18 protein-coding genes and 1 tRNA gene are annotated in these 21,617 nt (G+C 65.5%); 12 read left to right on the top strand and 7 right to left on the bottom strand.

Features of this window, described 5'->3' with window-relative positions; translation table 11 throughout:
• Positions 1-92 (top strand) — tRNA-Gly (locus G7077_RS06750).
• A gap of 4 nt (positions 93-96) precedes the next feature.
• On the opposite strand, the gene G7077_RS06745 is transcribed toward G7077_RS06750, so the two are convergent.
• The 4 genes from G7077_RS06745 to hemC all read right to left on the bottom strand — a co-directional run bounded on the left by G7077_RS06745 (position 97) and on the right by hemC (position 3,574).
• Positions 97-1,179 (bottom strand): serine hydrolase, encoded by a 1,083-nt coding sequence (locus G7077_RS06745; protein ID WP_246167088.1) that lies wholly within the window; start codon positions 1,177-1,179, stop codon positions 97-99.
• 13 nt (positions 1,180-1,192) lie between these two features.
• Positions 1,193-1,903, bottom strand: a complete 711-nt coding sequence (locus G7077_RS06740) for a hypothetical protein (RefSeq protein ID WP_166411033.1) — start codon at positions 1,901-1,903, stop codon at positions 1,193-1,195.
• Between the two features lie 79 nt (positions 1,904-1,982).
• Positions 1,983-2,663, bottom strand: a complete 681-nt coding sequence (locus G7077_RS06735) for a uroporphyrinogen-III synthase (RefSeq protein WP_166411032.1) — start codon at positions 2,661-2,663, stop codon at positions 1,983-1,985.
• Positions 2,660-3,574 (bottom strand): hydroxymethylbilane synthase, encoded by a 915-nt coding sequence (gene hemC / locus G7077_RS06730; protein WP_166411031.1) that lies wholly within the window; start codon positions 3,572-3,574, stop codon positions 2,660-2,662. Before hemC ends, G7077_RS06735 begins: the two co-directional genes overlap by 4 nt.
• Before the next feature lie 50 nt (positions 3,575-3,624).
• Between hemC and tsaD the strand changes: the two genes are divergently transcribed.
• Together tsaD and G7077_RS06720 are read left to right on the top strand one after the other, a co-directional pair.
• Positions 3,625-4,656: a tRNA (adenosine(37)-N6)-threonylcarbamoyltransferase complex transferase subunit TsaD gene (gene tsaD / locus G7077_RS06725; protein ID WP_166411030.1), complete on the top strand. Its 1,032-nt coding sequence runs from the start codon at positions 3,625-3,627 to the stop codon at positions 4,654-4,656.
• Positions 4,653-5,636: an NAD(P)H-dependent glycerol-3-phosphate dehydrogenase gene (locus G7077_RS06720; protein ID WP_166411029.1), complete on the top strand. Its 984-nt coding sequence runs from the start codon at positions 4,653-4,655 to the stop codon at positions 5,634-5,636. The genes tsaD and G7077_RS06720 overlap by 4 nt, the downstream gene beginning before the upstream one ends.
• 8 nt (positions 5,637-5,644) lie before the next feature.
• On the opposite strand, the gene G7077_RS06715 is transcribed toward G7077_RS06720, so the two are convergent.
• Positions 5,645-5,812: a DUF1674 domain-containing protein gene (locus G7077_RS06715; protein ID WP_166411028.1), complete on the bottom strand. Its 168-nt coding sequence runs from the start codon at positions 5,810-5,812 to the stop codon at positions 5,645-5,647.
• 28 nt (positions 5,813-5,840) lie between these two features.
• On the opposite strand from G7077_RS06715, the gene G7077_RS06710 reads away from it, so the two are divergent.
• The 4 genes from G7077_RS06710 to purH are packed head-to-tail and all read left to right on the top strand — an operon-like array spanning position 5,841 to position 11,034.
• Positions 5,841-7,097, top strand: coding sequence for an RsmB/NOP family class I SAM-dependent RNA methyltransferase (locus G7077_RS06710; RefSeq protein WP_166411027.1), 1,257 nt, complete (start codon positions 5,841-5,843; stop codon positions 7,095-7,097).
• Between the two features lie 15 nt (positions 7,098-7,112).
• A complete protein-coding gene (rpe, locus tag G7077_RS06705; RefSeq protein WP_166411026.1) occupies positions 7,113-7,775 on the top strand; it encodes a ribulose-phosphate 3-epimerase in 663 nt (220 codons plus the stop codon).
• The gene (locus G7077_RS06700; RefSeq protein ID WP_166411025.1) at positions 7,772-9,424 is read left to right on the top strand and encodes a heparinase II/III family protein; all 1,653 of its coding nucleotides are present in this window, start codon (positions 7,772-7,774) and stop codon (positions 9,422-9,424) included. The genes rpe and G7077_RS06700 overlap by 4 nt, the downstream gene beginning before the upstream one ends.
• Before the next feature lie 17 nt (positions 9,425-9,441).
• Complete coding sequence (gene purH / locus G7077_RS06695) at positions 9,442-11,034, top strand: bifunctional phosphoribosylaminoimidazolecarboxamide formyltransferase/IMP cyclohydrolase (protein ID WP_166411024.1); 1,593 nt, start codon at positions 9,442-9,444, stop codon at positions 11,032-11,034.
• A 2-nt stretch (positions 11,035-11,036) separates the two neighbouring features.
• Here purH and G7077_RS06690 read toward each other — a convergent pair whose 3' ends face one another.
• Together G7077_RS06690 and polA are read right to left on the bottom strand one after the other, a co-directional pair.
• Positions 11,037-12,536 (bottom strand): oligosaccharide flippase family protein, encoded by a 1,500-nt coding sequence (locus G7077_RS06690; protein ID WP_166412375.1) that lies wholly within the window; start codon positions 12,534-12,536, stop codon positions 11,037-11,039.
• Between the two features lie 35 nt (positions 12,537-12,571).
• Positions 12,572-15,373 carry a DNA polymerase I gene (polA, locus tag G7077_RS06685; RefSeq protein WP_166411023.1) on the bottom strand — a complete coding sequence of 934 codons (2,802 nt, stop codon included), beginning with the start codon at positions 15,371-15,373 and terminating at the stop codon, positions 12,572-12,574.
• Positions 15,374-15,605: 232 nt separating this feature from the next.
• On the opposite strand from polA, the gene G7077_RS06680 reads away from it, so the two are divergent.
• From G7077_RS06680 to G7077_RS06660, 5 genes are all read left to right on the top strand, one after another.
• A complete protein-coding gene (locus G7077_RS06680; RefSeq protein WP_166411022.1) occupies positions 15,606-17,519 on the top strand; it encodes a TonB-dependent siderophore receptor in 1,914 nt (637 codons plus the stop codon).
• Positions 17,520-17,528: 9 nt separating this feature from the next.
• Positions 17,529-18,296 carry a LytTR family DNA-binding domain-containing protein gene (locus G7077_RS06675; RefSeq protein WP_166411021.1) on the top strand — a complete coding sequence of 256 codons (768 nt, stop codon included), beginning with the start codon at positions 17,529-17,531 and terminating at the stop codon, positions 18,294-18,296.
• A gap of 94 nt (positions 18,297-18,390) precedes the next feature.
• Positions 18,391-19,578 carry an alpha/beta hydrolase gene (locus G7077_RS06670; RefSeq protein WP_166411020.1) on the top strand — a complete coding sequence of 396 codons (1,188 nt, stop codon included), beginning with the start codon at positions 18,391-18,393 and terminating at the stop codon, positions 19,576-19,578.
• Between the two features lie 103 nt (positions 19,579-19,681).
• Positions 19,682-20,266 carry an ANTAR domain-containing response regulator gene (locus G7077_RS06665; protein WP_166411019.1) on the top strand — a complete coding sequence of 195 codons (585 nt, stop codon included), beginning with the start codon at positions 19,682-19,684 and terminating at the stop codon, positions 20,264-20,266.
• Positions 20,263-21,489 (top strand): CmpA/NrtA family ABC transporter substrate-binding protein, encoded by a 1,227-nt coding sequence (locus G7077_RS06660; protein WP_166411018.1) that lies wholly within the window; start codon positions 20,263-20,265, stop codon positions 21,487-21,489. The genes G7077_RS06665 and G7077_RS06660 overlap by 4 nt, the downstream gene beginning before the upstream one ends.
• The last annotated feature ends 128 nt before the right edge of the window (positions 21,490-21,617 follow it).

Below are 21,617 nucleotides of genomic sequence, written 5' to 3'. Positions count from 1 at the left end.
GGGAGCGTAGAGGCGTCTTGGCCATCATGATGGGCCGCCTTTCAACCTTGCCAAGGTTGGGGTCGAGGGTTCGAATCCCTTCGCCCGCTCCATTTTCTAGACTTGGCGTGCCCTTCTGGTGCGATGCTGGGCGATCACCGCTCTTGCGACGGCCTGCATAAGATCCTGTGCGCCACCGTCGGCCCTGTTCGGCACCGTCATGATCGACATCGCGTAAATGGCGCCGTCCGGTGCCGTGAGCAGGCCGATGTCATTGATCCCGCCGATTCGGCCGCCAAGCTGCTGCCCAGTGCCCGTTTTGTGATTCCAGCTCCACCCGGGGGCCAAGCCCGCCCGCACGCGAAGCTTGCCGGTGCGGGTGCTGCCCATAATCGACAGCAATTCCGCCGTTGAGGTTGGCGACAACAACTGTCCCGCCTTCAGGCGCGCGAGGGCATTCGCAACCGCCCGTGGCGCTGCACCGTCATAGGGGTTGGTAAGATAGCGATCGAACGCAGCTTGCCTGACTGGCATCGGCAGGGCGGCGCGCGCGGTCTCGAATGCATTTCCGTAGGAATAGCTCGGCTGCCAAGTCAGCCCCGCGATCCGCGACTGGAGCTTGCGCTCGCCTTCGTAGAAGCGAATTGCGCCAAGGCCCTTACGCGCGATCATGGCGCGTACGGCTTCTGACCCTCCAACCGCGCGCAACAGGCGGTCGTTGGCAGTATTGTCGCTCTCAGTGACCGCCTGGAACAGCAGTGCGCCGAGGGTCGTGGTGTAAGGCCCCGTCAGGATCTTCTGCCGGATCGGCTGGTGGAACAGGGTTAGGTCGTCGCGCGTCAGCGTGACCTTGTTCGACAGCCGGATTCTCCCACGGTCCACTGCGTCCATCGCCGTGATCGCCACCCAGAGCTTGGAGCAACTCTGCTGCGGGAACAGCTTGTCGCCATTCCAGCTCGCTTCCCAGCCGTCGCGAAGCGACACGATCGCGATGCCCGACGAGCCGTCGAACGCGCGCGTTATGGTACGGAGCTGATCACGAAGCGCCGCCGGCGCAGTTGCGGGCTCAGCGACGGACGGTGTCGGCGGCTTTGGCGCAAGAGAGCGGCTCGGCTTGGGAGGAGGCGCCGCCGACGCGCTCACCAAAGTGCCGAGAGTCGCCACCGCCGTCGTCAGCAAGGTTCGAAGTGGCATCATCATCTCTGCGTCCGTGCTAGCGCGCCGACCCTGCCATCAGTGCCGCACCTTCAAGTTCATCGAGCGCCTGGTGAGAAGCGACGTATCGCCGTGCCTTGGCAACCCACGCTCCGGCGGCCGGGGCGCCGGGCAGGCGCATGGTCTCGGCCAACGCTCCCTCGACGTCGCCGTCCGACAAGCGGTCGGACGCGCGAAGGTAGCGGGTTTCAGGCTTGGCCGACGGCTGCTCGGCATGCCGAATTTCCAGCAAGGAGCTGAAGCCGCGGCGGAAGCTTGACCACCAGCTTTCCCGCGCTCCGCCGCCGCGCAGCTCCGGCTCGAGCGCCGCATATTCATCCTTCAGCTGCTGCAGGCGAACGGGCGTCCGGCCCGCACTGATGACGGTCGCGACCGCGCGCTGATGCTGGGCGCCGAAACGGTCGACGAGCAGATTTTCGATGAAGCCGAGCGGGACTCCGCGATCGATGGCACGCCGCGCGGCAAAGGCAACCACCAGCGCGTCCGCGCGGCCTGCGGAGCCGGCAGCCATCTGGGTCGTGCGCTCCACCGCCGCAAGCCGTTGCTCAAGTTGAGCAACCCGCCCTTGATCGGCGGGGGTCAGGGGCTGGGCAGGCGCTGCCGGGACGGGCGCGGCGCTCGGTTGGGGCGCGCTCACGAGCGGTGCCGGCTTCGCCGTTGCGATGCCCAGGAAGACTGCAGCGCGGTCGTAGCGCGCAAGTGCCCACACGCTTGCGGCAGCCCCAAGCAGCACGAGCGTAAGCCCGATCAGCAGGCGGCCAGCCCAGCCATTTGTCCCCGAGTGCCGTTCATGGTCGGGGCCTACTGTCGCACATGGCGCGCGCAAGGGCCAGCAATGACGGATCGTCTGGCTTGTCGGCAGCTTGGGTCTCTGCCCATCCTCCTCCGGAAGCCTCCAGCGCAGCCTTGCTGATCGCCGCGAGCGCCACCCTCGACCGATCGACGCGCAACTCATCGGCGACTTCGACGAGCCTCTTTCCGGCCCTTGGCGAATGGACGAGCAGGATCGCTCCGTCTGTCTCCCGGAGAGTCTCTGGCGCTGGCAAGGCGCGCGACCGGTAGACAGCCACGGCCGTGATCTCCTGCTTTGCCTCGCCGAGCTCCGTCCGGTCCTCCCCCGCCAGGTGAAGCAGCCGCTGGTCCGATTCGACGGAGCCGAGTAATCGCTCGACCCCCGCCGAGCCGACGCTTGCGACGTCGAAGCCCGCCTCTCTGGCTTTCTCCGCCGTGGCCTGCCCCACGCACAAGGTCTTGAGGCCACGATAGCGCAGCAGATCGTCTCCCGCGAACCGCACGGCGTTGGCGCTGGTCAGCAGCAGGGCATCGAAGTGGGCCGGATCCGGTGCTTCCCAAGGCACGGGCTCGATTGCGAACAGCGGAAAGGAGATTACCTCGAACCCAAGTTCCCGCGCACGCCGGACGGTCTCGGACGCACCCGGCTCCGGGCGCAGGACGATCAGCCGGGTCATGCCGGGTGAAACAGGCTCCGGATCGATGCTGGAGCCTTTTCCAGCATGCGGCGCGCCATCTCGGCGGGCGTTTTCTCATCGCCGCAATCGATGATCGCCTTATCCTCCACTATCTCCGTGCCGTCCTCCGAGAAAATCTGGGCACGGAAATTGAGCTGCCCGTCGTCGAAGATGGCAAGCGCCGCCACCGGCGAATGGCAGGTGCCGCCAAGCGCGCGAGTAAAGGCTCGCTCCGCATTGATCGCTGCAAAGGTGATGCCGTTGCTGATCGTCGACAAGACGCTTTGGACCATGTGGTCATCGGTACGGCATTCGATTCCAATCACCGCCTGCCCCGGCGCGGGAAGCAATGTCTCCACCGGGATCGCCGTTCCCACCCCGGTGATGCCGAGCCGCTTCAGCCCGGCCGACGCGAGCAGGGTGGCGTCCACCTCGCCGTGCTCGACCTTCTTGAGCCGTGTCTCGACGTTGCCGCGAATGGGCACGATCTGCAGATCCGGTCGCATCGACCGAAGCTGGGCAGCGCGGCGCGGCGACGAGGTCCCGACTTTTGCACCCTGCGGCAGCTCATCAATTGAGTTGGCACCGATCAGCCGGTCGCGCATGTCCCCGCGAGGCCGAACCGACGCCAGGTGGATCTCGCGCGGGCGTTCGCTCTCCACATCCTTCATGGAATGAACGCAGAAGTGGACCTCACCCTCGATCAGCGCGCGGTCCAGTTCCTTGGTCCACAGCCCCTTGCCGCCGACATCGGCAAGCGGCCGGTCCTGGATCCTGTCGCCGCTGGTGGTGAATGGTAGGATTTCCACATAGCCGGCGGGCCAGCGCTGGGCGCTTTCAAGTGCCGAGGCCACCTTGCGTGCCTGGGCGAGGGCGAGGGGAGAACCGCGAGTCCCGAGCTTCAATGCCATGCCTCCCCCCTAGTCCAATGGACCGGCATCGGGCAAAGGCCAATTCGACCATGTCCCTGATCCTCGGCCTTGAGTCCTCCTGCGACGACAGCGCGGTGGCGCTGGTGTCCAGCGACCGGCGCATACTTGCGCAGGCGGTGCGGGGCCAGAATGACGCGCATCGCCCCTTTGGCGGCGTCGTGCCGGAGATCGCAGCCAGGGCCCACGTCGAGATCCTACCGCAGCTGATCCGGGATGTGCTCGAGGAAGCCGACGTGGGGGTTGCCGACGTCGACGCGGTCGCCGCAACTGCTGGGCCGGGACTGATAGGTGGCGTCATGGTGGCACTTCTCGCCGGCAAGGGTCTGGCCCTGGCCGCGAACAAGCCCCTGGTGGCCGTCAACCATCTTGAAGGACACGCGCTCAGCCCGCGGCTGGTCGATCCCGCGCTCGGCTTTCCCTACCTGCTGCTCCTGGTTTCGGGTGGACATTGCCAATTGCTCGAGGTGCGGGGCATCGGCGACTATCGGCGGCTAGCCACCACCATTGACGACGCGGCAGGCGAAGCCTTCGACAAAGCCGCAAAGCTGCTCGGCCTACCTTATCCGGGCGGGCCCGCGATTGAGACACTAGCGACTGAAGGTGACCCGACAATAGTGCCGCTCCCCCGTCCCCTGCTCGGCAGCAGCGAGCCGCATTTCTCTTTCGCCGGCCTGAAGAGCGCGGTTCAGCGGGCGGTGGCTAGCGGTCTCCATCGCCCTGCGGACATCGCTGCAAGTTTTCAGCAAGCGGTCATCGACTGTCTCGTGGATCGCACCGCCCGTGCCTTGGACCGCAGCGAGGCACCGGCCTTGGTCGTCGCAGGCGGGGTTGCCGCCAACGGAGCAGTGCGCACCGCACTCGCCCAGTTGGCGGCCAGCCGTGGACGCGGCTTCTCCGTGCCTCCTGGCTGGCTCTGCACGGACAATGCGGCGATGATCGCCTGGGCCGGGGCGGAGCGTTTTGAAGCGGGACTAGTGGACGGTCTCGATGCGCCTGCGCGGGCGCGCTGGCCGTTGGATGAAAGTGCTGAAAAGGTGCGCGGAGCGGGGGTCAAGGCATGAGCAGGGTCGGGGTGGTCGGCGGCGGCGCGTGGGGCACTGCCCTGGCGCAGGTTGCGGCGAGTGCCGGCAATGAGGTGTTGCTGTGGGCGCGAGAGCCGGAGGTCGTCGAGGGCATCAACACCGGTGGGACCAATCCCATCTTTCTGCCGGGCCGCCAGCTTCACCCCGCAATCCGGGCCACAGATCAGTTGAGTAATCTCGACGGCGCCGAACACTGGCTCGTCGTCACCCCTGCCCAGCACATGCGCTCCGTTCTGGAGAGCGCTCCGGCGGGAGATCGGACGCTCATCCTCTGTTCGAAGGGCATCGAGGAACGAAGCGGTCGACTGCTCCATGACGTCGCCCGTGAGCTTCACCCGCAATCGCACGTGGCGGTGCTCTCCGGTCCGACCTTTGCCCATGAAGTTGCCGACGGGCTGCCAACCGCCGTGACCCTCGCTGCGGACGACGAGGTAAGTGGCGAGCGCATCCGCCAGCTGCTCGGCCAACCAACCTTTCGCATCTATCATACGGACGACCTCACAGGTGCCGAGATCGGTGGAGCGGTCAAAAACGTGTTGGCGATTGCCTGCGGCGTGGTGGACGGACGCGGCCTGGGTCAGAATGCGCGCGCGGCATTGATCGCGCGCGGCTTCGCCGAAATGACGCGATTCGGGTTGGCTAGGGGCGCCCGCCGCGAAACTCTGGCGGGTCTCTCGGGCCTAGGCGATCTCGTCCTCACCTGCTCCTCCACCAACTCGCGCAACTTTTCCCTCGGCAAGGGGATCGGTGAAGGCCGCTCGGCGGCGGAACTGATGAGCGATCGCCGAACGGTTGCGGAGGGGGCCTTCACTGCGCCGGTGCTCGCCCGCATTGCCGAGCAGGAAGGAATCGACATGCCGATCGTCGCTGCGGTCGCCGCCTTGCTTGAAGGTAGCGCGACCGCCGCCCAGGCGCTGGAGCAATTGCTATCACGACCGCCGCGGCCGGAGGCGCATTGAACCGCCCGTCAGAAATCGATGGCGACGCCCTTCTTTTCCCAGTCGCCGTAGCGGGTCGGGTCGGGGCGCAGCTCCTCGCCTTCGGGCGCACCATGCTCGGCTGGTGCATCGGGGGAAGGAACCGGCGGCGACTTGCTGAGGTAAGCGGGCGCGTTGAGGTGTTTGGGCCGTTTCATGACGTCAACATGGGTCGCTGGGTCGTAGATGCCAAGCGTTGAAGGACTGGGCGCCCGCCGCGCCGCCTTGCAGATGCTGGATGCCGTGCTTCGGCGGGGGCTCACCCTGGAGGCTGCCGCCGGGATGGTGCGCGATTTGTCGCCGCCCGACCGGGCCTTGGCGTCGGCCATCGCGGGTGAGACGCTGCGATGGCTCCCCGACCTGGACGCGCTGATCGACAGCGCAACCCGCAAGCGGCTGCCGGACGATGCCAAGGCGCGAATGGTACTTCGCCTCGCCCTTGCGCAGAAGATCGGGCTCGGCACGCCCGAGCATGCCTTGGTCGCGACCGCGCTGCCGCTGGTCGATGGCGGCCCGCGCAAGCTAGTTCACGGGGTTCTCGGCACCTTGCTCCGCAAGGGCGTCGCGACCGATGACGCACCGCACCTTCCTTACGCGGTCGAGTATCGGTGGACGCAGGCCTGGGGTGAACAGGTCGTCGCCTCGGCGCGACGGCAGATCGTGGCGCGGCCAGCGCTGGATCTCACCTTTGCCGACGATGAGGCGGCAAAGGCCTTCGCCGAACAGGAAAGCGGGGTTTCGCTCGCCCCAAGGCACGTCCGCATGGAAAATAGCACCGCCATTCCCGAGCTAAGCGGTTTCAGCCAGGGTCAATGGTGGGTGCAGGACCTCGCCGCCTCGCTGCCGGCGCGCTTCGTTCCGGCGGATGCCGCAGCGGTGCTGGACCTTTGTGCCGCCCCGGGCGGCAAGACCATGCAGCTCGCGGCCGCGGGCCACGACGTCACGGCGCTCGACAGCAGCGAAAGTCGTCTGGCGCGACTGCGCGACAATTTGGCCCGGACCAAGCTGACTGCCGAACTCGTCTGCTCCGACGCGCTGACCTGGGCACCTCCGCGGCTGTATGACGCCATCCTGCTCGACGCGCCCTGCTCGGCCACCGGCACGTTCCGCCGCCACCCGGAAGTGCTCTATCGTGCCCGCCCGAGCATCATTGCGGAAAACGCGCGGGTTCAGGCGCAACTTCTGGATCATGCCGCCGCGATGCTGAAGCCAGGCGGCACGCTTGTTTATGCGGTTTGCTCGCTGGAACCGGCGGAAGGCGAACAGGTGATCCAGGCTTTCCTAGCCAGCTTCCACAATTTTCGGCTGGAGCCGATCACCGAGGCGCCTCCCGGTCTTCAGCCGTCGCTAGAGGGATGGCTCAGGATCCTTCCCGGCATGCTTGAGGCGGAGGGCGGCCTCGACGGCTTCTTCGTCGCGCGCCTTGTCCGGAACGCATATTAAGGTCTAATCGGGCCAATGGCCGGTCCCCGCATCTCCGCATCCATCCTCTCCGCCGACTTTGCGCGGCTCGGCGAGGAAGTGCGCGCCATTGATGCCGCGGGTGCGGACTGGATCCATGTCGATGTCATGGACGGCCACTTTGTGCCCAACCTTACGATCGGCCCGGTCGTTCTGAAGGCGCTTCGTCCGCACAGCGCCAAGCCGTTCGACGTCCACCTGATGATCTCGCCGGTGGACAATTTTGTGGATGCGTTTGCAGAGGCCGGCGCGGACATTATCACCGTGCATCCCGAGGCGGGACCGCATCTCCACCGCACCGTCCAGCGCATCAAGGCGCTCGGCAAAAGGGCTGGCGTGTCGCTCAACCCTGCCACCCCGGCCAAGATGCTGGATTACGTGTTGGAGGACATTGACCTCATCCTGGTGATGAGCGTCAATCCGGGCTTTGCCGGGCAGAAGTTCATCTCGAGCCAGCTCAAAAAGGTTGAAGCGATCGCCAATCGAGTCGCCAAGCAGGGACTCGCGGTCGACGTGGAGGTCGACGGCGGCGTCGATCCCGAAACTGCACCTTCCGTCATCGATGCCGGCGCAACGGTGCTTGTGGCGGGGACGGCAGCATTCCGCGGTGGCCCCGACCGTTACGCCGCCAATCTCAAGGCGCTTCGGGGAGAGGCATGAGCGCCGGCGGGCTGGCCGACGCCGCCCTCGTCCGGAAGCTCGCCCGTCGTCCACTGCTTGCCCGCCTGACCAGCGCGGGCCGTCAGCCGCTGAAGCTGGTAGCGGTGCCGCGGGACCATGTCGCAGGCGATCGTCGGAAGGGCGAGGCCCTGCTCGCCGGCCGCTTGAAGTTGGGCAACGAGAGCCTTCCCCTTGCCGATCTGGACTTCCTTGCCGTCGGCACGGACGGTCTACTCGCCGAGCACCTCCAGGGCTTTTCCTGGCTGCGCGATCTGGCCGCCGCTGCGAGCCGCGAGAAAGGTGCGCGATTGGCAGAGGCGATCGCAGGCCGGTGGCTGCTCGCCCACGGCACGCGGGTGGATGCCGCCTGGCGTCCCGACCTTTGGGGCGAACGGATACTCTTCTGGACCGCCTACGCTCCCTACATCCTGTCCAGCCAGGACAATGGCTATCGCTCGGCCCTGCTGAACACGCTGTCGCGCGGCGCACGTCATCTGGAGACGGCCGCCGACAAGTCGCCGCCGGGAATTCAGCGTATCACCGCCTGGACGGGCGTGGTCGCTGCCAAGCTGTTACTTCAAAGCGGCGCGCCACGCGTGGCCCGGGCCGAAAGCGGCCTAGCCCGGGCGCTTGCCACCGCCCAGTTCGAGGATGGCGGATTGATCAGCCGCAACCCGCACGAACAGGCCTTGCTGGTCGACCGGCTCGGTCTGCTTCGGAATTGCTACTTCGCGTCCAAGCAGACGGTTCCCGACGGCATCGAGGCGGCCGCCGCAGCTGCCCTTGCTGCGCTTCATGGCGTCACCATGGGCGATGGCGCGCTGTCGAGCTGGCAGGGCGGCAATCCCGGCGAGGCGGCGCGGCTGCAGGCCCTCGTCGAAGGCTGCGGCTTGCGTGCCCGCCCGCTCCGTCAGGCGCGCGGCTGGGGCTATCAGCGCATGTCCGCGCTTGGAACCATCATCGTGCTTGATGCCGCGCCGCCGCCACCCGCCAAGATGGCGCTGACCGGATCGGCCTCGACACTGGCGTTGGAAATGAGTGACGGCGCCCAGCGCTTGTTCGTCAATTGCGGGGGCGAGGGACTGCTCCCGGCCGGATTGTCGGACGAACTCGTCCAGGCGCTGCGCTCCACCGCGGCGCACAGCACGCTGGTCCTCGACGATACGAACTCCACAGCCATTCAGCCGGACGGAACGATGGGCAAGGGCGTCGCAGACGTCGAGGTCGACCGTTCCGAGGATAATGACTCGAGCCGGCTGATCGCCGCCCACGACGGCTATGTTCGCCCCTTCGGCCTGGTTCATCGCCGCAGCCTCTCGCTTGGAAATGATGGCAAGGAAGTCCGCGGATCCGATACTCTGGAGCCGAAAGGACGCCGCAAGGTAAAGGAGTCGGTTCCTTACGCGATCCGCTTCCACCTCGCGCCGGATGTGGAGCCGACCCTGACGGCTGACGGTATGGGCGCCATTCTCCGCTCACCGGGCGCGCCGCCGTGGAATTTTCGGGTACGCGGCGGCAACCTCACCGTCGAGGAAAGCCTGTGGATCGACGGACGCGGAAGCCCGCGAACCACAAATCAACTGGTGATTGTTGGCGAGTTTTCCGGCATCGGCGGCGAAGTCGCGTGGAAGCTCCGCCGCACCAGCTGAATACGAATAGGGGAATTATGACCGACCTGATCGCCGCCCGCCGGGCGCTGATTTCGCTTTCGGACAAGTCCGGCCTCGACCAACTCGCCGAGGGTCTGAAGCGGCACGGCATCGAACTGGTCTCCACTGGTGGAACGGCGGCGAAGCTTCGCGAGCTTGGGGCCGAGGTTCGCGACATTTCCGACCTCACCGGCTTTCCCGAGATGATGGACGGCCGGGTGAAGACGCTCCACCCCAAGGTGCACGGCGGCTTGCTGGGTGTCCGCGACAATCCGGATCATGCCGCGGCGATGGAGGAGCATGGCATCGGCGCCATCGACCTCGTGATCGTCAACCTCTACCCGTTCGAAGCCACGGTTGCGCGCGGTGCGAGCCGTGAGGACATCATCGAGAATATCGATATCGGCGGCCCGTCGATGGTGCGCTCGGCCGCCAAGAATCATGAGTTCGTGGCCATCCTGACCGATCCAGCAGATTATCAAGAACTGCTGACCGATCTTGACGCCAATAGCGGCAAGACCAGCCTCGCCTTCCGCCGCCGCCTCGCGGCCAAGGCCTATGCGCTGACCGCCGCCTACGATTCGATGATTGCGCAATGGTTCGCGAAGGTCGACCAGGGCCAGACCTTCCCGCCGCTGCGGACGATGAGCAGCAAGCTGGTGATGCCGCTGCGTTATGGCGAGAACCCGCACCAATCGGCGGCGCTTTATTCCGCGGCCGGCCTGTCAGCGTCCGGGATCGCCCAAGCCGAGCAGGTGCAGGGCAAGGAGCTCAGCTACAACAACCTCAACGACGCCAGCGCCGCGTTGGAGCTGGTCGCCGAGTTCCGCGACGGCCCGCCCACGGTGGTGATCGTCAAGCATGCCAACCCCTGTGGCGTCGCGACCGGCGAGACTTTGCTCGATGCCTGGAACCAGGCGCTGGCGTGCGACAGCGTCTCGGCCTTTGGCGGCATCGTCGCCTGCAACCGCCCGCTCGACGGCGAGACGGCGCAGGCAATTACGCAGATCTTCACCGAAGTGGTGGTCGCGCCCGACGCCGACGAGGCTGCGCGCGAGGCGTTCGCCCGCAAGAAGAACCTTCGCCTGTTGCTCACCCGCAGCCTGCCCGATCCGGCGCGCTCCGGACAGACGGTGGCGGTGATTGCCGGCGGCGTGCTGGTGCAGGACCGTGACAATGGCACGATCACCCGCGATCAGCTGAAGTGCGTGACGGAGCGTCAGCCGACCGAGCAGGAGCTGATGGACTGCCTGTTCGCCTGGACGGTCGCCAAGCATGTGAAGTCCAATGCCATCGTCTATGCCAAGGATGGCGTCACCGCCGGCATCGGCGCCGGTCAGATGAACCGCCGCGACAGCGCCCGCATCGCCGCCGCCAAGGCGAAGGAAGCCGCCGAGACCTACGGCTGGCCGGAGCCGCGCACCGTCGGCTCAGCCGTGGCGTCGGACGCCTTCTTCCCATTTGCGGATGGCTTGCTCTCAGCTGCCGAGGCAGGCGCCACCGCCGTGATCCAGCCCGGCGGGTCGATCCGCGACGATGAGGTCATTGCAGCGGCAAACGACGCGGGCCTGGCGATGCTCTTCACGGGCATGCGCCACTTCCGGCACTAAGGTCAGCGCGGCGCGTCCGCGCTTGTGCCCGGTTCGGGTACCTGCAACTGATCGATGTCGGCCTTGCGCATGCGGAACAATTCGCGGTCTTCCGCGGTGAAGCCGCGCCACCACAACATTCCGCCGAAGGCCAGCAGGATGGCCGGGATGCCCAGCCCCAGCTCGAGCCATTCTGGCAGCACGGTCGCGGCATAGCCTACAAGAGCGGCCGCGATCCCGGCCCAGACGAGTTGCCACCGCCATCCCGACACTGGCGCCTGCAACAGATTGCGCAGCAGCAGCGCCTTGGTAACGGCCGTTACCGCCAATGCCAGCACCAGTCCTCCGGCGGGTCCCACCGTCAGGTACACCTCTTCCCACCGAAAGCGGCGCAGCACCATAATGATGGCGACCGTGAACAGGATTTGGAACAAGATCATCAGGAAGCTCAGCATCATGTTCCGCTTGCGCGCACAGTAGATCAGCGCCGACTCACTAACCGTCGCGGTCGAGGCCACCACCTCCGCGAACAGCAGCAGGGCCAGCGAGGCAGTCCCCGCGACGAACTGCGGCCCGACAAGACCCATCACCGCCTCGCCCGGGATTGCGAGTGCAAGCGCGACCGCACTTTGCGCCGCGATGACCCAGAAGCCGACCTGCCGAACCTGCTTTGCAACCGCCTGCTTGTTTCCGGCTTCGATGTTGCGGGAGATAACTGGGCCCAGGATCGGGTCGAAGCTGGTCTTCAGCTTGGATGGCAGCGAAGCGACGTTCTGGGCGACATAATAGATGCCGACCACCGCCGGGTTCACGAAGAGGCCGAGCAGCGCCAGGTCCAGGCGGCGGGAGCCCCACTCCACGGCATCGGCGGCGGCGACCGGCAGATTTCGCCGGGCCATGCGCCAAAGCTGGGCGGGATCGGGGCTCCAGTCGCGGGGAAGTCCGTAGCTCTTCAGGAAAGGAATGAACGACGCGATCAGCGCGCCGACCATGGACAAGGCATAGGCGACCAGCAGCCCATCCCGCTTCGATACGAAGGCCCAGCCAAAGGCCACGATGCTGATCGTCCAGGGCTCCACGATCGCCCGGGCGCGCACCGTGGCACCGACGTCATGACGGTAGGCGAGCGCCGCAAGCGTGATGTCCGACCAGGCAAGCGCAATCACCGAAATCGGTAGCAGCCATTCCAGACCGCTGATCTCGCTGTTCGGAAACATGGCCTGCGGGAAGAGGATCAGCAGCGCCATGCAGACGACCGAACCGATGCCCGCCACCAGCAGCGCGTCCCAGGCAATGCAGGCGTGCGCCTTGTCGGTTTGCGCAAGCTGCTGCGCCAACCCGCGCTTCAGGCCCAAGGTCGCAATTTGCGCCGCGAATTCGACGATCAGCACCGCGTAGGCGAAGCGGCCCAGCGCCTCGGCGCCATACATGCGTCCGGCGATGAACAGGAATGGTAGCCGCGCCAGCAGCCGCAGGATGAAGCCGAAGAAGTTGATCCGTCCGCCCCGGGCAAGTGCCGCCATATCGGCGCTCGGATCGGCGCGCTCCGCCTCTGCCGTCAATGCGCGGCGCCCCAGTGAGCGCCCCAGCCAACCTCGACATCGAGCGGCACGTCGAGCTTCAACGCCGGCTCGGCCGCGTCCGACATCACCCGTTTGATCACCGCCGCTGCCTCTTCCTCGCGGCCATCGGGCACTTCGAACACCAGTTCGTCATGAACCTGCAGTAGCATTCGAACGCCTTCGAGGCCTGCGTCCACCAGGGCCCGATCCATTCGCGCCATCGCCCGTTTGATGAGGTCGGCGCTGGTACCCTGGATCGGCGCATTGATCGCTGCGCGTTCGGCACCACCGCGGATCGAGGGGTTGGGCGACCGGATGTTGGTGAAGTGGGTTTTGCGGCCGAACAAGGTACGGGTGAAGCCGTTGGCACGGACGAATGCGAGCGTCTCGTCCATGTAGTTGCGGATGCCCGGGAAGCGCTCGAAGTAGCGGCTGATGATCGCCTGACCCTCGTCTTTCGGCACACCCAGCCGCCCCGCCAGTCCCCATGACGAAATGCCATAAAGGATGGCGAAGTTGACCGTTTTCGCCTTGTTGCGGCTGTCGCGGTCGGTGGAGCCGAACAGCTCCTCGGCGGTGCGATTGTGGATGTCCGCGCCTTCGCGGAACGCTTCTTTGAGCTGCGGCACATCGGCCATGTGGGCGGCGAGCCGAAGTTCGATCTGGCTATAGTCGGCGCTCAGCAGCTGATAGCCCGGCTCGGCCACGAACGCGTCGCGGATCTTGCGGCCGAGCTCGGTGCGGATCGGAATGTTCTGCAGGTTAGGGTCGTTGGATGACAAGCGCCCTGTCTGCGCGCCGGACAGTGAGAAGCTGGTGTGCACCCGCCCAGTCTCGGGATTGATCTGCGCCTGCAGCGCGTCGGTGTAGGTGGTCTTGAGCTTGGTAAGTTGCCTCCAGTCGAGCACCAGCCGCGCGCAATCCACGCCTTCGCCGGCAAGCCGCTCAAGCTCGTTGACGTCGGTGGAATAAGCGCCGCTCTTCCCCTTGCGGCCGCCTTTGAGGCCGAGCCGCTCGTACAGCACCTGGCCGAGCTGCTGCGGAGATCCGATGGTGAACGGTCCGCACGCCGCCTCGTAGACCCGCTCCTCCAGGCTCGCGATCTCCGTCGCGAAGTCGCGTGACAGTTGGGCTAGGTAATCACGGTCGACCTTGACCCCGCGCCGCTCCATGCGGCCGATTACCGGCACCAGCGGTCGATCGACGCGCTCGTAGACCGTGCTTGCCGCTTCGGCAGCGATGCGTGGCTTCAGCCGTTTCCACAGCCGCAGCGTGATGTCGGCATCCTCGGCGGCATATTCCGTCGCCTTGTCGAGCGGCACCTTGTCGAAGGTGATCTGCTTCGCGCCCGTTCCGCAGATCGTTTTGAACGCAAGGCACTCATGGTCGAAATGCTGTTTGGCGAGCTCGTCCAACCCATGCCCGGCCAACGATCGGCCGGCATCGAGGTCGAAGCTCATCAGCATCGTGTCGTCGAACGGGGCGACGCAGATGCCCACCTTGTCGAACATCACCCAGTCGTACTTTAGGTTATGCCCGATCTTCAGGACCGCCTCGTTCTCCAGCAATGGCCTCAGCTTGTCGAGGACGAGTTGCGCCGGAAGCTGGCTCGGCGCCTCGGACAGAAGGTCACCGCCCGAGTGGCCGACCGGTATGTAGCAGGCCTTGTTTGGCCCCAACGCCAGACTGACCCCGACCAGCTTGGCAATGATGCAATCGATGCAGTCCGTCTCGGTGTCCAAGGCGACATAGCCCTGGGTCGTCGCTTCCGCGATCCAGCGATCAAGCGCCCCTTCGTCCGTCACCGTTTCATAGGCCGAGCGATCCACGGCGATCACTTCGGGCTCGGACGGCGGTGTCGGCGCCGTCGCCGCCATGACGTCATTGATGCCGCCGCCGCTGCTGCTCCGTCCCGTTGCGCCCGTGCCGTTCAGGCGCGCAAGCAGCGTCTTGAATCCCTGGTCTTCCAGGAAGGCGGCGAGCGGCTCCTTTGGGATGCCCTTCAGCGCCAAATCCTCGAGAGGCTCGGGCAGCTTGGAATCGCACACCAGCCGCACCAGCTCCCGGCTGAGCCGCGCATCGTCCGCATGGTCGATGAGGTTCTGCTTTAGCTTGGGCTTGCTGATCTGGTCGGTGCTCGCCAGCACCTTTTCCAAGTTGCCGAACTGCTGGATCAGCTGAGTCGCGGTCTTCGGCCCGATCCCCGGCACGCCGGGCACATTGTCAACGCTGTCTCCCATCAGCGCCAGCACGTCGCCGACCAGCTCCGGCCCGACGCCGAATTTTTCCTGCACCGTCGCCTCGGTGATGCGGCGGTCGTTCATCGTGTCGAGCATGTCGACTCTGCCGTCCTCGATCAGCTGCATCAAATCCTTGTCGGAGCTGACGATGGTCACCTTCCACCCTGCGGCCTTGGCCGCGGTGACGTAGCAGGCGATGATGTCGTCCGCCTCCAGCCCGGCTTCCTCGATGCAGGGGATGGAGAAAGCGCGCGTCGCGACGCGGATCAGCGGGAATTGAGGGACCAGGTCTTCCGGCGGCGGCGGCCGGTGCGCCTTGTACTGGTCGTACAATTCGTTGCGAAACGTGGACTCCGACGCATCCAGGATGACCGCCATGTGGGTCGGTCCGTCGCCCTTGTTGAGGCTGTCGGCCAGCTTCCACAGCATGGTGGTGTAACCATACACCGCGCCGGCCGGTTGTCCGTGCCGGTTCGTGAGCGGCGGCAGCCGGTGATAAGCACGGAAGATGTAGCTCGATCCGTCAACGAGATAGAGGTGGGGCTGCTGCTCTGACATGAAGGCGGGGGATGTAGCAGCGCCACCGGGCAGCCGCCAACCTTTACAAATCGACCGGCATGTTAAGGCGCGGGACTCGCTTTAAGCGCGCCTGACGAACCTGAATTTCGTCCCCTCGTCACAAAACTAGTCCCACCGAACCGCCGCGATTGCGACGCCTCAGCGCACCTGAACACAGCGTCGACCTCACCAACTTTGGAGCCCACCGCTCATGAGGTCGACGACCATTTGCATGGCCGCTTTGAGCGGCGCGGTTTTTGTAAACAGCCCAGCACGGGCGCAGGCGGCGCCCCAGCCATCGGACGACCAAAGTGCAACACAGTCGGCAGAAGACGCTTTCGGGGCCACGGCCGGGATCAACCAGGTCGGGCTTTACAGTCCCTACTCGACGCGAGGCTTCGACCTGATTGCGACGGGGGGTGCGTTTCGTATCGACGGCTTCTTCTTTCACCCGATCAATCTCCCGTCCGAGTCCCTGGTTTCCGGATCGTCGATCAACGTCGGCCTTGCAGCGACCGCGCTTGATCTGCCGTCACCCACCGGCGTCGTTGCTTATCAACTGCGGGAGCCTGGAGAACGCTCGGCGCTGTCCGTGACGGCGGGCACCCGCGGCTACGGCGCTCCGAGCGTGGAGACACTTGGGAGCCTGGTCAGCGATGACGGCACCTTTGGCTTGGTAGCCCACAGCTTCCTCAGCCCAAACGAGCGATGGGCCAACGGTCAGGACGGTTCGCGCGTCGACATGGCGGCCGTTGCGAGTTGGAAGCCCAACGCGACCACCCGCATCCGCCTGTTCGGTGACCACAGCCGCCAGGCTTATGACGGGGATACTGCTTTCCTACCTGTCGGAGATGGTGTGCCGCCCGCGTTGAAGCCCCGCCGCAACTATGGTGTCGACTGGGCAAGGGTACGAAGCCGAAGCAGCACCGCCGGGATATTGGCGGAGCATGGCAGCGGTGGTTGGCGCCTCGGTGCTTCCGCCATCCGCTCGGTCCGCAGCACCCCGCACGCGGACACTACATTGCTGGAAATCGATCGGACGGGCACGGCGGTCAGCACCCTGTTTCACACGCCGCGAAGCCGCGCCCGGTCCGACTCGTTCGAACTGAAGGCAGGGCGCAGCTTCTCCTTGGCCGGACTCAACCATCGCATCGCCCTTGCGGCGCGGGCACGGAGCACGCTCACGTTGCGGCCGGACTCGATTGCGGTCCCAAGTGGAACGTTCGCCCTCCGGGGCCGCCCCGCCGACGTGCCGGAGGCAGACCTCCCCTCGCGGGCACCCGCCGCTCGGGATCAGGTGAGACAGCGGCTCCTTAGTGTCAGCTACGATCTCGCCGCCGACGCGGTTCAGCTCCGCTTGGGCGCCCACCGTACCCGGTACGCCAAGTCATATCGCCCGGTCGGTGGTGCCGAGTCGCATAACGTGGAGCAAAGCTGGCTCTACAGCGCATCGACCCTTTGGCGGCCGTTACCTAAGCTCAGTCTGTTCGCAAGCTACGTCTCCGGACTGGAAGAATCGGGCGTCGCGCCGGATCTCGCGGCCAACCGCGGTGCGGTCCTGCCGCCGGTGGAGGCGCGCCAGTATGAAGTCGGCGCCCGGATCGATCTCACCACATCGCTCGCGCTTATTGTCGCCGGGTTCGACATTCGTAAGCCTATCTACGGACTTCGCAGCGACCTCCTCTACGCGCCCGTCGGAACTGTTCGACACCGCGGCGTCGAGGCGTCGCTGACCGGCCAAGTCACCCCGACGACGCGGGTCGTGCTCGGTGCCAACGTGCTGCAGCTGCGCGTTTCTGGGGCGCTGGTCGAGGCCGGCGCCATCAATCGAGTCGCGCCGGGTGTCTCGCGTTTCAACGGAACGGTGGCCATTGAGCAGAAATTGACGGACCGATGGAGCGTCGACGGCTACCTTCTTCACGAAGGAGGCCGCCGCCGCGACAGTCAAAGCAAGGTGGAAGTGGACGGCGTTCCGTTTGCGATCGTCGGGACGACCTACGGCTGGAAGCTCGGACGGCTCAACCAGTCGTTGCGTGTGCAGCGGGTCAACGCGTTCCAACGCAAAGGCTATTATGCGACGCCTTACGGTGCGTTGGCGCCGATATCGGGTGCGCATTGGCGCGTTCTTATCACCACCAATTCGTGAGGCTGGGCAATGAAGAAGGTTCATGTCAGCATGGCGACCAAGAGAGGAGCCGCAGGATTGAGCGTAACACTATTGGCCAAGCTGAAATCCAGTGGAATTCAGCGGCTCACGCCATTGCTGCTGATCCCGGCCGGCGCGATCTACTGTCTCGCTTACGAACTGCTGTTCGAGCCGCATGCGATCGACGTGTTGGGAAGCATGATCTGGGCAATTGCGACGCTCAGCCCTTGGGTCGCCGGCGTGTTCCTCTTTCAGCACCGCGCCGCGACCTTGCCGTCGCGGCGATCGCTGATCGGACTCGCGCTTCTGCTCGGCAGCGTGGCTTACATTGCGAGTGCCGGCGCGGCTTTATTGCTGGGATCGGGCGCCGAGCGGGCCTTCTTCACTCGGGTGCCTCTGCTCGGTGTCGCCCTGCTCGGAGCTGCTCTATACCCTCTGCGGCGGTCTGACGGCGAGCACGCCGACGTCGTCCCGAGCAGCAGCTTCCCGCCGGTCCCGCCGGCTGAAATCCTGTTCGCCTGCGCAGCCGGCAATTACGTCGAACTCCACACCGAAAGCCGGACGGTCATCTGGCGGCAGACCATGCGCAATGCGGAGCGGGTGCTTGGCAGGTCGGGCTTCGTTCGGGTTCACCGTTCCTACCTGGTGCCATGGCGAAAGATCGACGTTCTGGTCCGCGACCGGAAGGGCGTTGTCGAGGTCGCGCTCCAGAACGGGCGGCGGTTGCCTGTTTCAAGCCGCTACGCGCCGGTGCTCTCCGAACACACGATCCAGTAATAGCCCATAACAGCTTGCCGCAGCGGGGGAGTGCTGCAATAAGTCGGACAATTGAGTCGAGCCGAAAACGGCTGCTTTTCCGGGAGGGGACCAAATGAACCGACGCCTCGTGATCGCTTTGCTCTCCGCGGTGGCCGCTACGCCAGCCGCGACGGCGCAAACTCCGGCCGCTGCTGCAACCGCGCCGATCGTTGAGGACTTCAAGCCGTCCTCGCTGAACCAGCCGGGCCAGGAGTTCCCCCAGGTTAACTCGCAGGGCTATGTCCGCTTCAAGATCAAGGCGCCGGAGGCGGATGCCGTGAAGGTCAGCCTCGGTCTTGGCGGGCGTGGCGGCACCACGCTGGCGAAGCAAGCCGACGGGACCTGGACCGGAACCACCGAAGGTCCGCTCGACGAGGGCTTCCATTATTACCACCTGACCGTCGACGGCGGCACCTTCAACGATCCCGGTTCGCTCAACTTCTACGGCTCGACGCGGTGGGAGAGCGGGATCGAGATCCCCGCGCACGACCAGGACTTCTACGCGCTCAAGGATGTGCCGCATGGCCACGTTCAGCAGGTGCTGTTTCCCTCGCCGAGCACCGGCACATCCCGCCGGGCGTTCGTCTACACGCCGCCCGGCTACGACAAGAACCAGAGCACGCGATACCCCGTGCTCTACCTCCAGCATGGCTGGGGCGAGGATGAGACGGCCTGGTCCAACCAGGGCCATGCCAACCTCATCATGGACAATCTGATCGCTGCGGGAAAAACCCGTCCGTTCATTATCGTCATGACCTATGGCATGACCAACGACATCCGGCCCGGTCAGCCCGGCGGACTTGCGGCCTTCAATATCAAGCCGTTCCAGACCGTGCTGCTCGACGAGTTGGTGCCCTACGTCGACAGCCACTTCCGCACGCTGTCCGACCAGAAGCACCGGGCCATGGCCGGCCTGTCGATGGGCGGCTTTGAAACCAAGCTGATCGCGCCCAACCACTTGGACAAGTTCAGCCATATCGGCTTGCTCAGCGGCGGCACCTTCTCGCTCGACGACGTCACCAAGACGGCCGGCTTCAAGGACAAGGTGAAGCTGGTGTTCGTCAGCTTCGGCAGCCGCGAATTGGAACGCGGGATGCGCACGCCACCGGGAGTTCCCCCCTCGGACCCCCGCAAGAATGCGCAGGACCTGAAGCAGGCCGGTTACCCGAGCGTCTTCTACGTCTCGCCCAACACGGGTCATGAATTCCAGACATGGCGCCGCAGCCTGTATCAGATGGCGCCCCTGCTGTTTCGCGACTGAAGACCGGCGGCCGGCGCCGGCACCACGTGAAGAATTCGCGCCGGATTGACGAAGCTGGCGGCCCACCGGCAGTTCCGCTGCACTGCAACATGGGGCCTGCCGCTTGCGAATCGTGATCATCGACGAAAGTGACCTCCGGTCCGTCGTCGTCGAGGAAGGTCTTCGCGAGGCCGGCTTTACCGACATCTTCAGGGTTGCTCCGGCCGGCGCGTTCGTTGCCGATGTCGAGCGCCTGGCGCCGGACGTGGTCATCTTCGACCTCGGCTCGCCCAACCGCGATACGCTCGAGGAAATGCTCAACGTCAGCCGCGCGCTTGCCAAGCCTATCGCCATGTTCGTCGACCAGAGCGACGAGGCGATGATCGGCGCCGCAATCGACGCCGGCGTTTCGGCCTACGTGGTGGATGGGCTTCGCAAGGACCGCGTCAAACCCGTCCTCGATCTGGCGATCCGCCGCTTCAACGCGTTTTCCAACCTGAAGCGGGAGCTCAGCGAAGCGAAGACCGAGCTTGCCGAGCGCAAGACGATCGACCGGGCCAAGCTGCTTCTCATGAACAGCAAGGGCCTTGGAGAAGCCGAGGCCTACGCCTTGTTGCGCACCGCTGCGATGCGCCAGAGCAAGCGTATTGCCGAGGTCGCCGACGCGCTGCTGACCGCGAACGACCTGTTGGAGGGCAAAGCCCGATGACCCCCATTTCCATCGCCTTCATTCCCCTGACGGATTGTGCCGTCCTGGTCGCAGCCAAGGAGAAGGGATTTGCCGAGGCGCGGGGCATCGATCTCAATCTGGTCCGCGACGTGTCATGGGCGACCGTCCGCGATCGCTTGGTCTACGGTCAGGTGCAGGCGGCGCATCTTCTGGCGCCTCTTGCCGTGGGCGTCAGCCTGGGGCTGAGCCAGCACCGCGCGCCGATCGCGGCGCCGTTCAAGCTGAACACCAACGGCAATGCCATCACCTTTTCGCGGTCGTTGGCGACGGCGCTCGGTGGCGATCCGCTGCAGCGTGTGACCGATCCGGCGGCAACGGCGCGTGCGCTGGCCTCCGTTTTGCCGAGCCTCGACCGACGGCCGGTCATCGCCGTCGTGCACCGTTTCTCGTCCCACGCGCTGGCCTTGCGCTACTGGCTTGCTTACGCCCGCATCGACCCGGATCGCGACATCGAGCTTCGCGTGGTTCCGCCCCCCTTGATGGTGGACGCGCTGGGTAGGGGCGAGATCGATGGCTTCACCGTCGGCGAGCCGTGGAACAGCGTCGCTGTCGACGCGGGGGTGGGCGAGATCGTCGCAATCAGCGCGCGCATCTGGGAAAGCGGGCCGGAGAAGCTGCTGGCCTTTCGCGAAGACTGGGCGGAAAGTCACGCCGATACCGTCGACGATCTCCTGCGAGCGCTCGACGATGCAGCCCGCTGGTGCGACCAACCCGACAACCGCGACGAGCTGGCCGGCATCTTGGCGCGCGACGAATATGTCGGCCGCCCCGACCGCTTTCTAAGCCGGGCGCTGACCGGTAAGCTGCTGCTGAGTTCGCGCGGCGAGGAAGTCCACTCGCCCAATTATCTGCTGCTGCATCGCCATGCCGCCAACTTCCCGTGGCGAAGCCAGGCGTTGTGGATCTACTCACAGCTGGTCCGCTGGAACTACCTTCCGGCGTCCGGGGAAGCCGAGCTTGCCGCATCCAAGGTCTTCCGCTCGGACATCTACCGGCGGGCGCTCGCACTCAGCGAAACTCCGCTGCCGACCGCCAGCCTGAAGGTGGAGGGCAGTCTCGGCGTCGACTATCCGGCGGCATCCCCCAAAGGCAATCTGACCCTCGCGCCAGACCGCTTCTTCGATGGCGAAGTCTTCGATCCGGAACGTATCGGTGAATATATCGCCAAGCAGCAATCGGGGTTGATCCGTCCGGTCGCCTGAAGCAACAATGGTGCAGCGCAGCAATGCGCCATAGGGCCGCCCCTCGAAGCTGAGGTGAAGGCTCGAACGATGACCAGCACAGCCGCTGACCGGTTCTTCCGGTGAGCGGCTTTCTTGTTTGAATGGGG

Origin of the sequence: Sphingomonas piscis (assembly GCF_011300455.1) — a bacterium.
Classification (GTDB): domain Bacteria; phylum Pseudomonadota; class Alphaproteobacteria; order Sphingomonadales; family Sphingomonadaceae; genus Sphingomicrobium; species Sphingomicrobium piscis.
Note: the sequence above shows the minus strand (reverse complement) of the source record. Positions and strands in the feature narration are given on the sequence as shown.

Bases quoted from the DNA above. Each gene is read 5' to 3' on its own strand.
- rpe (WP_166411026.1), top strand. From the start codon at position 7,113: ATGGCCGGTCCCCGCATCTCCGCATCCATCCTCTCCGCCGACTTTGCG.
- G7077_RS06670 (WP_166411020.1), top strand. From the start codon at position 18,391: ATGAACCGACGCCTCGTGATCGCTTTGCTCTCCGCGGTGGCCGCTACG.
- G7077_RS06710 (WP_166411027.1), top strand. From the start codon at position 5,841: ATGCCAAGCGTTGAAGGACTGGGCGCCCGCCGCGCCGCCTTGCAGATG.
- G7077_RS06715 (WP_166411028.1), bottom strand. From the start codon at position 5,812: ATGAAACGGCCCAAACACCTCAACGCGCCCGCTTACCTCAGCAAGTCG.
- polA (WP_166411023.1), bottom strand. From the start codon at position 15,373: ATGTCAGAGCAGCAGCCCCACCTCTATCTCGTTGACGGATCGAGCTAC.
- G7077_RS06675 (WP_166411021.1), top strand. From the start codon at position 17,529: ATGAAGAAGGTTCATGTCAGCATGGCGACCAAGAGAGGAGCCGCAGGA.
- hemC (WP_166411031.1), bottom strand. From the start codon at position 3,574: ATGGCATTGAAGCTCGGGACTCGCGGTTCTCCCCTCGCCCTCGCCCAG.
- G7077_RS06700 (WP_166411025.1), top strand. From the start codon at position 7,772: ATGAGCGCCGGCGGGCTGGCCGACGCCGCCCTCGTCCGGAAGCTCGCC.
- G7077_RS06735 (WP_166411032.1), bottom strand. From the start codon at position 2,663: ATGACCCGGCTGATCGTCCTGCGCCCGGAGCCGGGTGCGTCCGAGACC.
- G7077_RS06720 (WP_166411029.1), top strand. From the start codon at position 4,653: ATGAGCAGGGTCGGGGTGGTCGGCGGCGGCGCGTGGGGCACTGCCCTG.
- purH (WP_166411024.1), top strand. From the start codon at position 9,442: ATGACCGACCTGATCGCCGCCCGCCGGGCGCTGATTTCGCTTTCGGAC.
- G7077_RS06660 (WP_166411018.1), top strand. From the start codon at position 20,263: ATGACCCCCATTTCCATCGCCTTCATTCCCCTGACGGATTGTGCCGTC.
- tsaD (WP_166411030.1), top strand. From the start codon at position 3,625: ATGTCCCTGATCCTCGGCCTTGAGTCCTCCTGCGACGACAGCGCGGTG.
- G7077_RS06680 (WP_166411022.1), top strand. From the start codon at position 15,606: ATGGCCGCTTTGAGCGGCGCGGTTTTTGTAAACAGCCCAGCACGGGCG.
- G7077_RS06690 (WP_166412375.1), bottom strand. From the start codon at position 12,536: ATGGCGGCACTTGCCCGGGGCGGACGGATCAACTTCTTCGGCTTCATC.
- G7077_RS06745 (WP_246167088.1), bottom strand. From the start codon at position 1,179: ATGATGATGCCACTTCGAACCTTGCTGACGACGGCGGTGGCGACTCTC.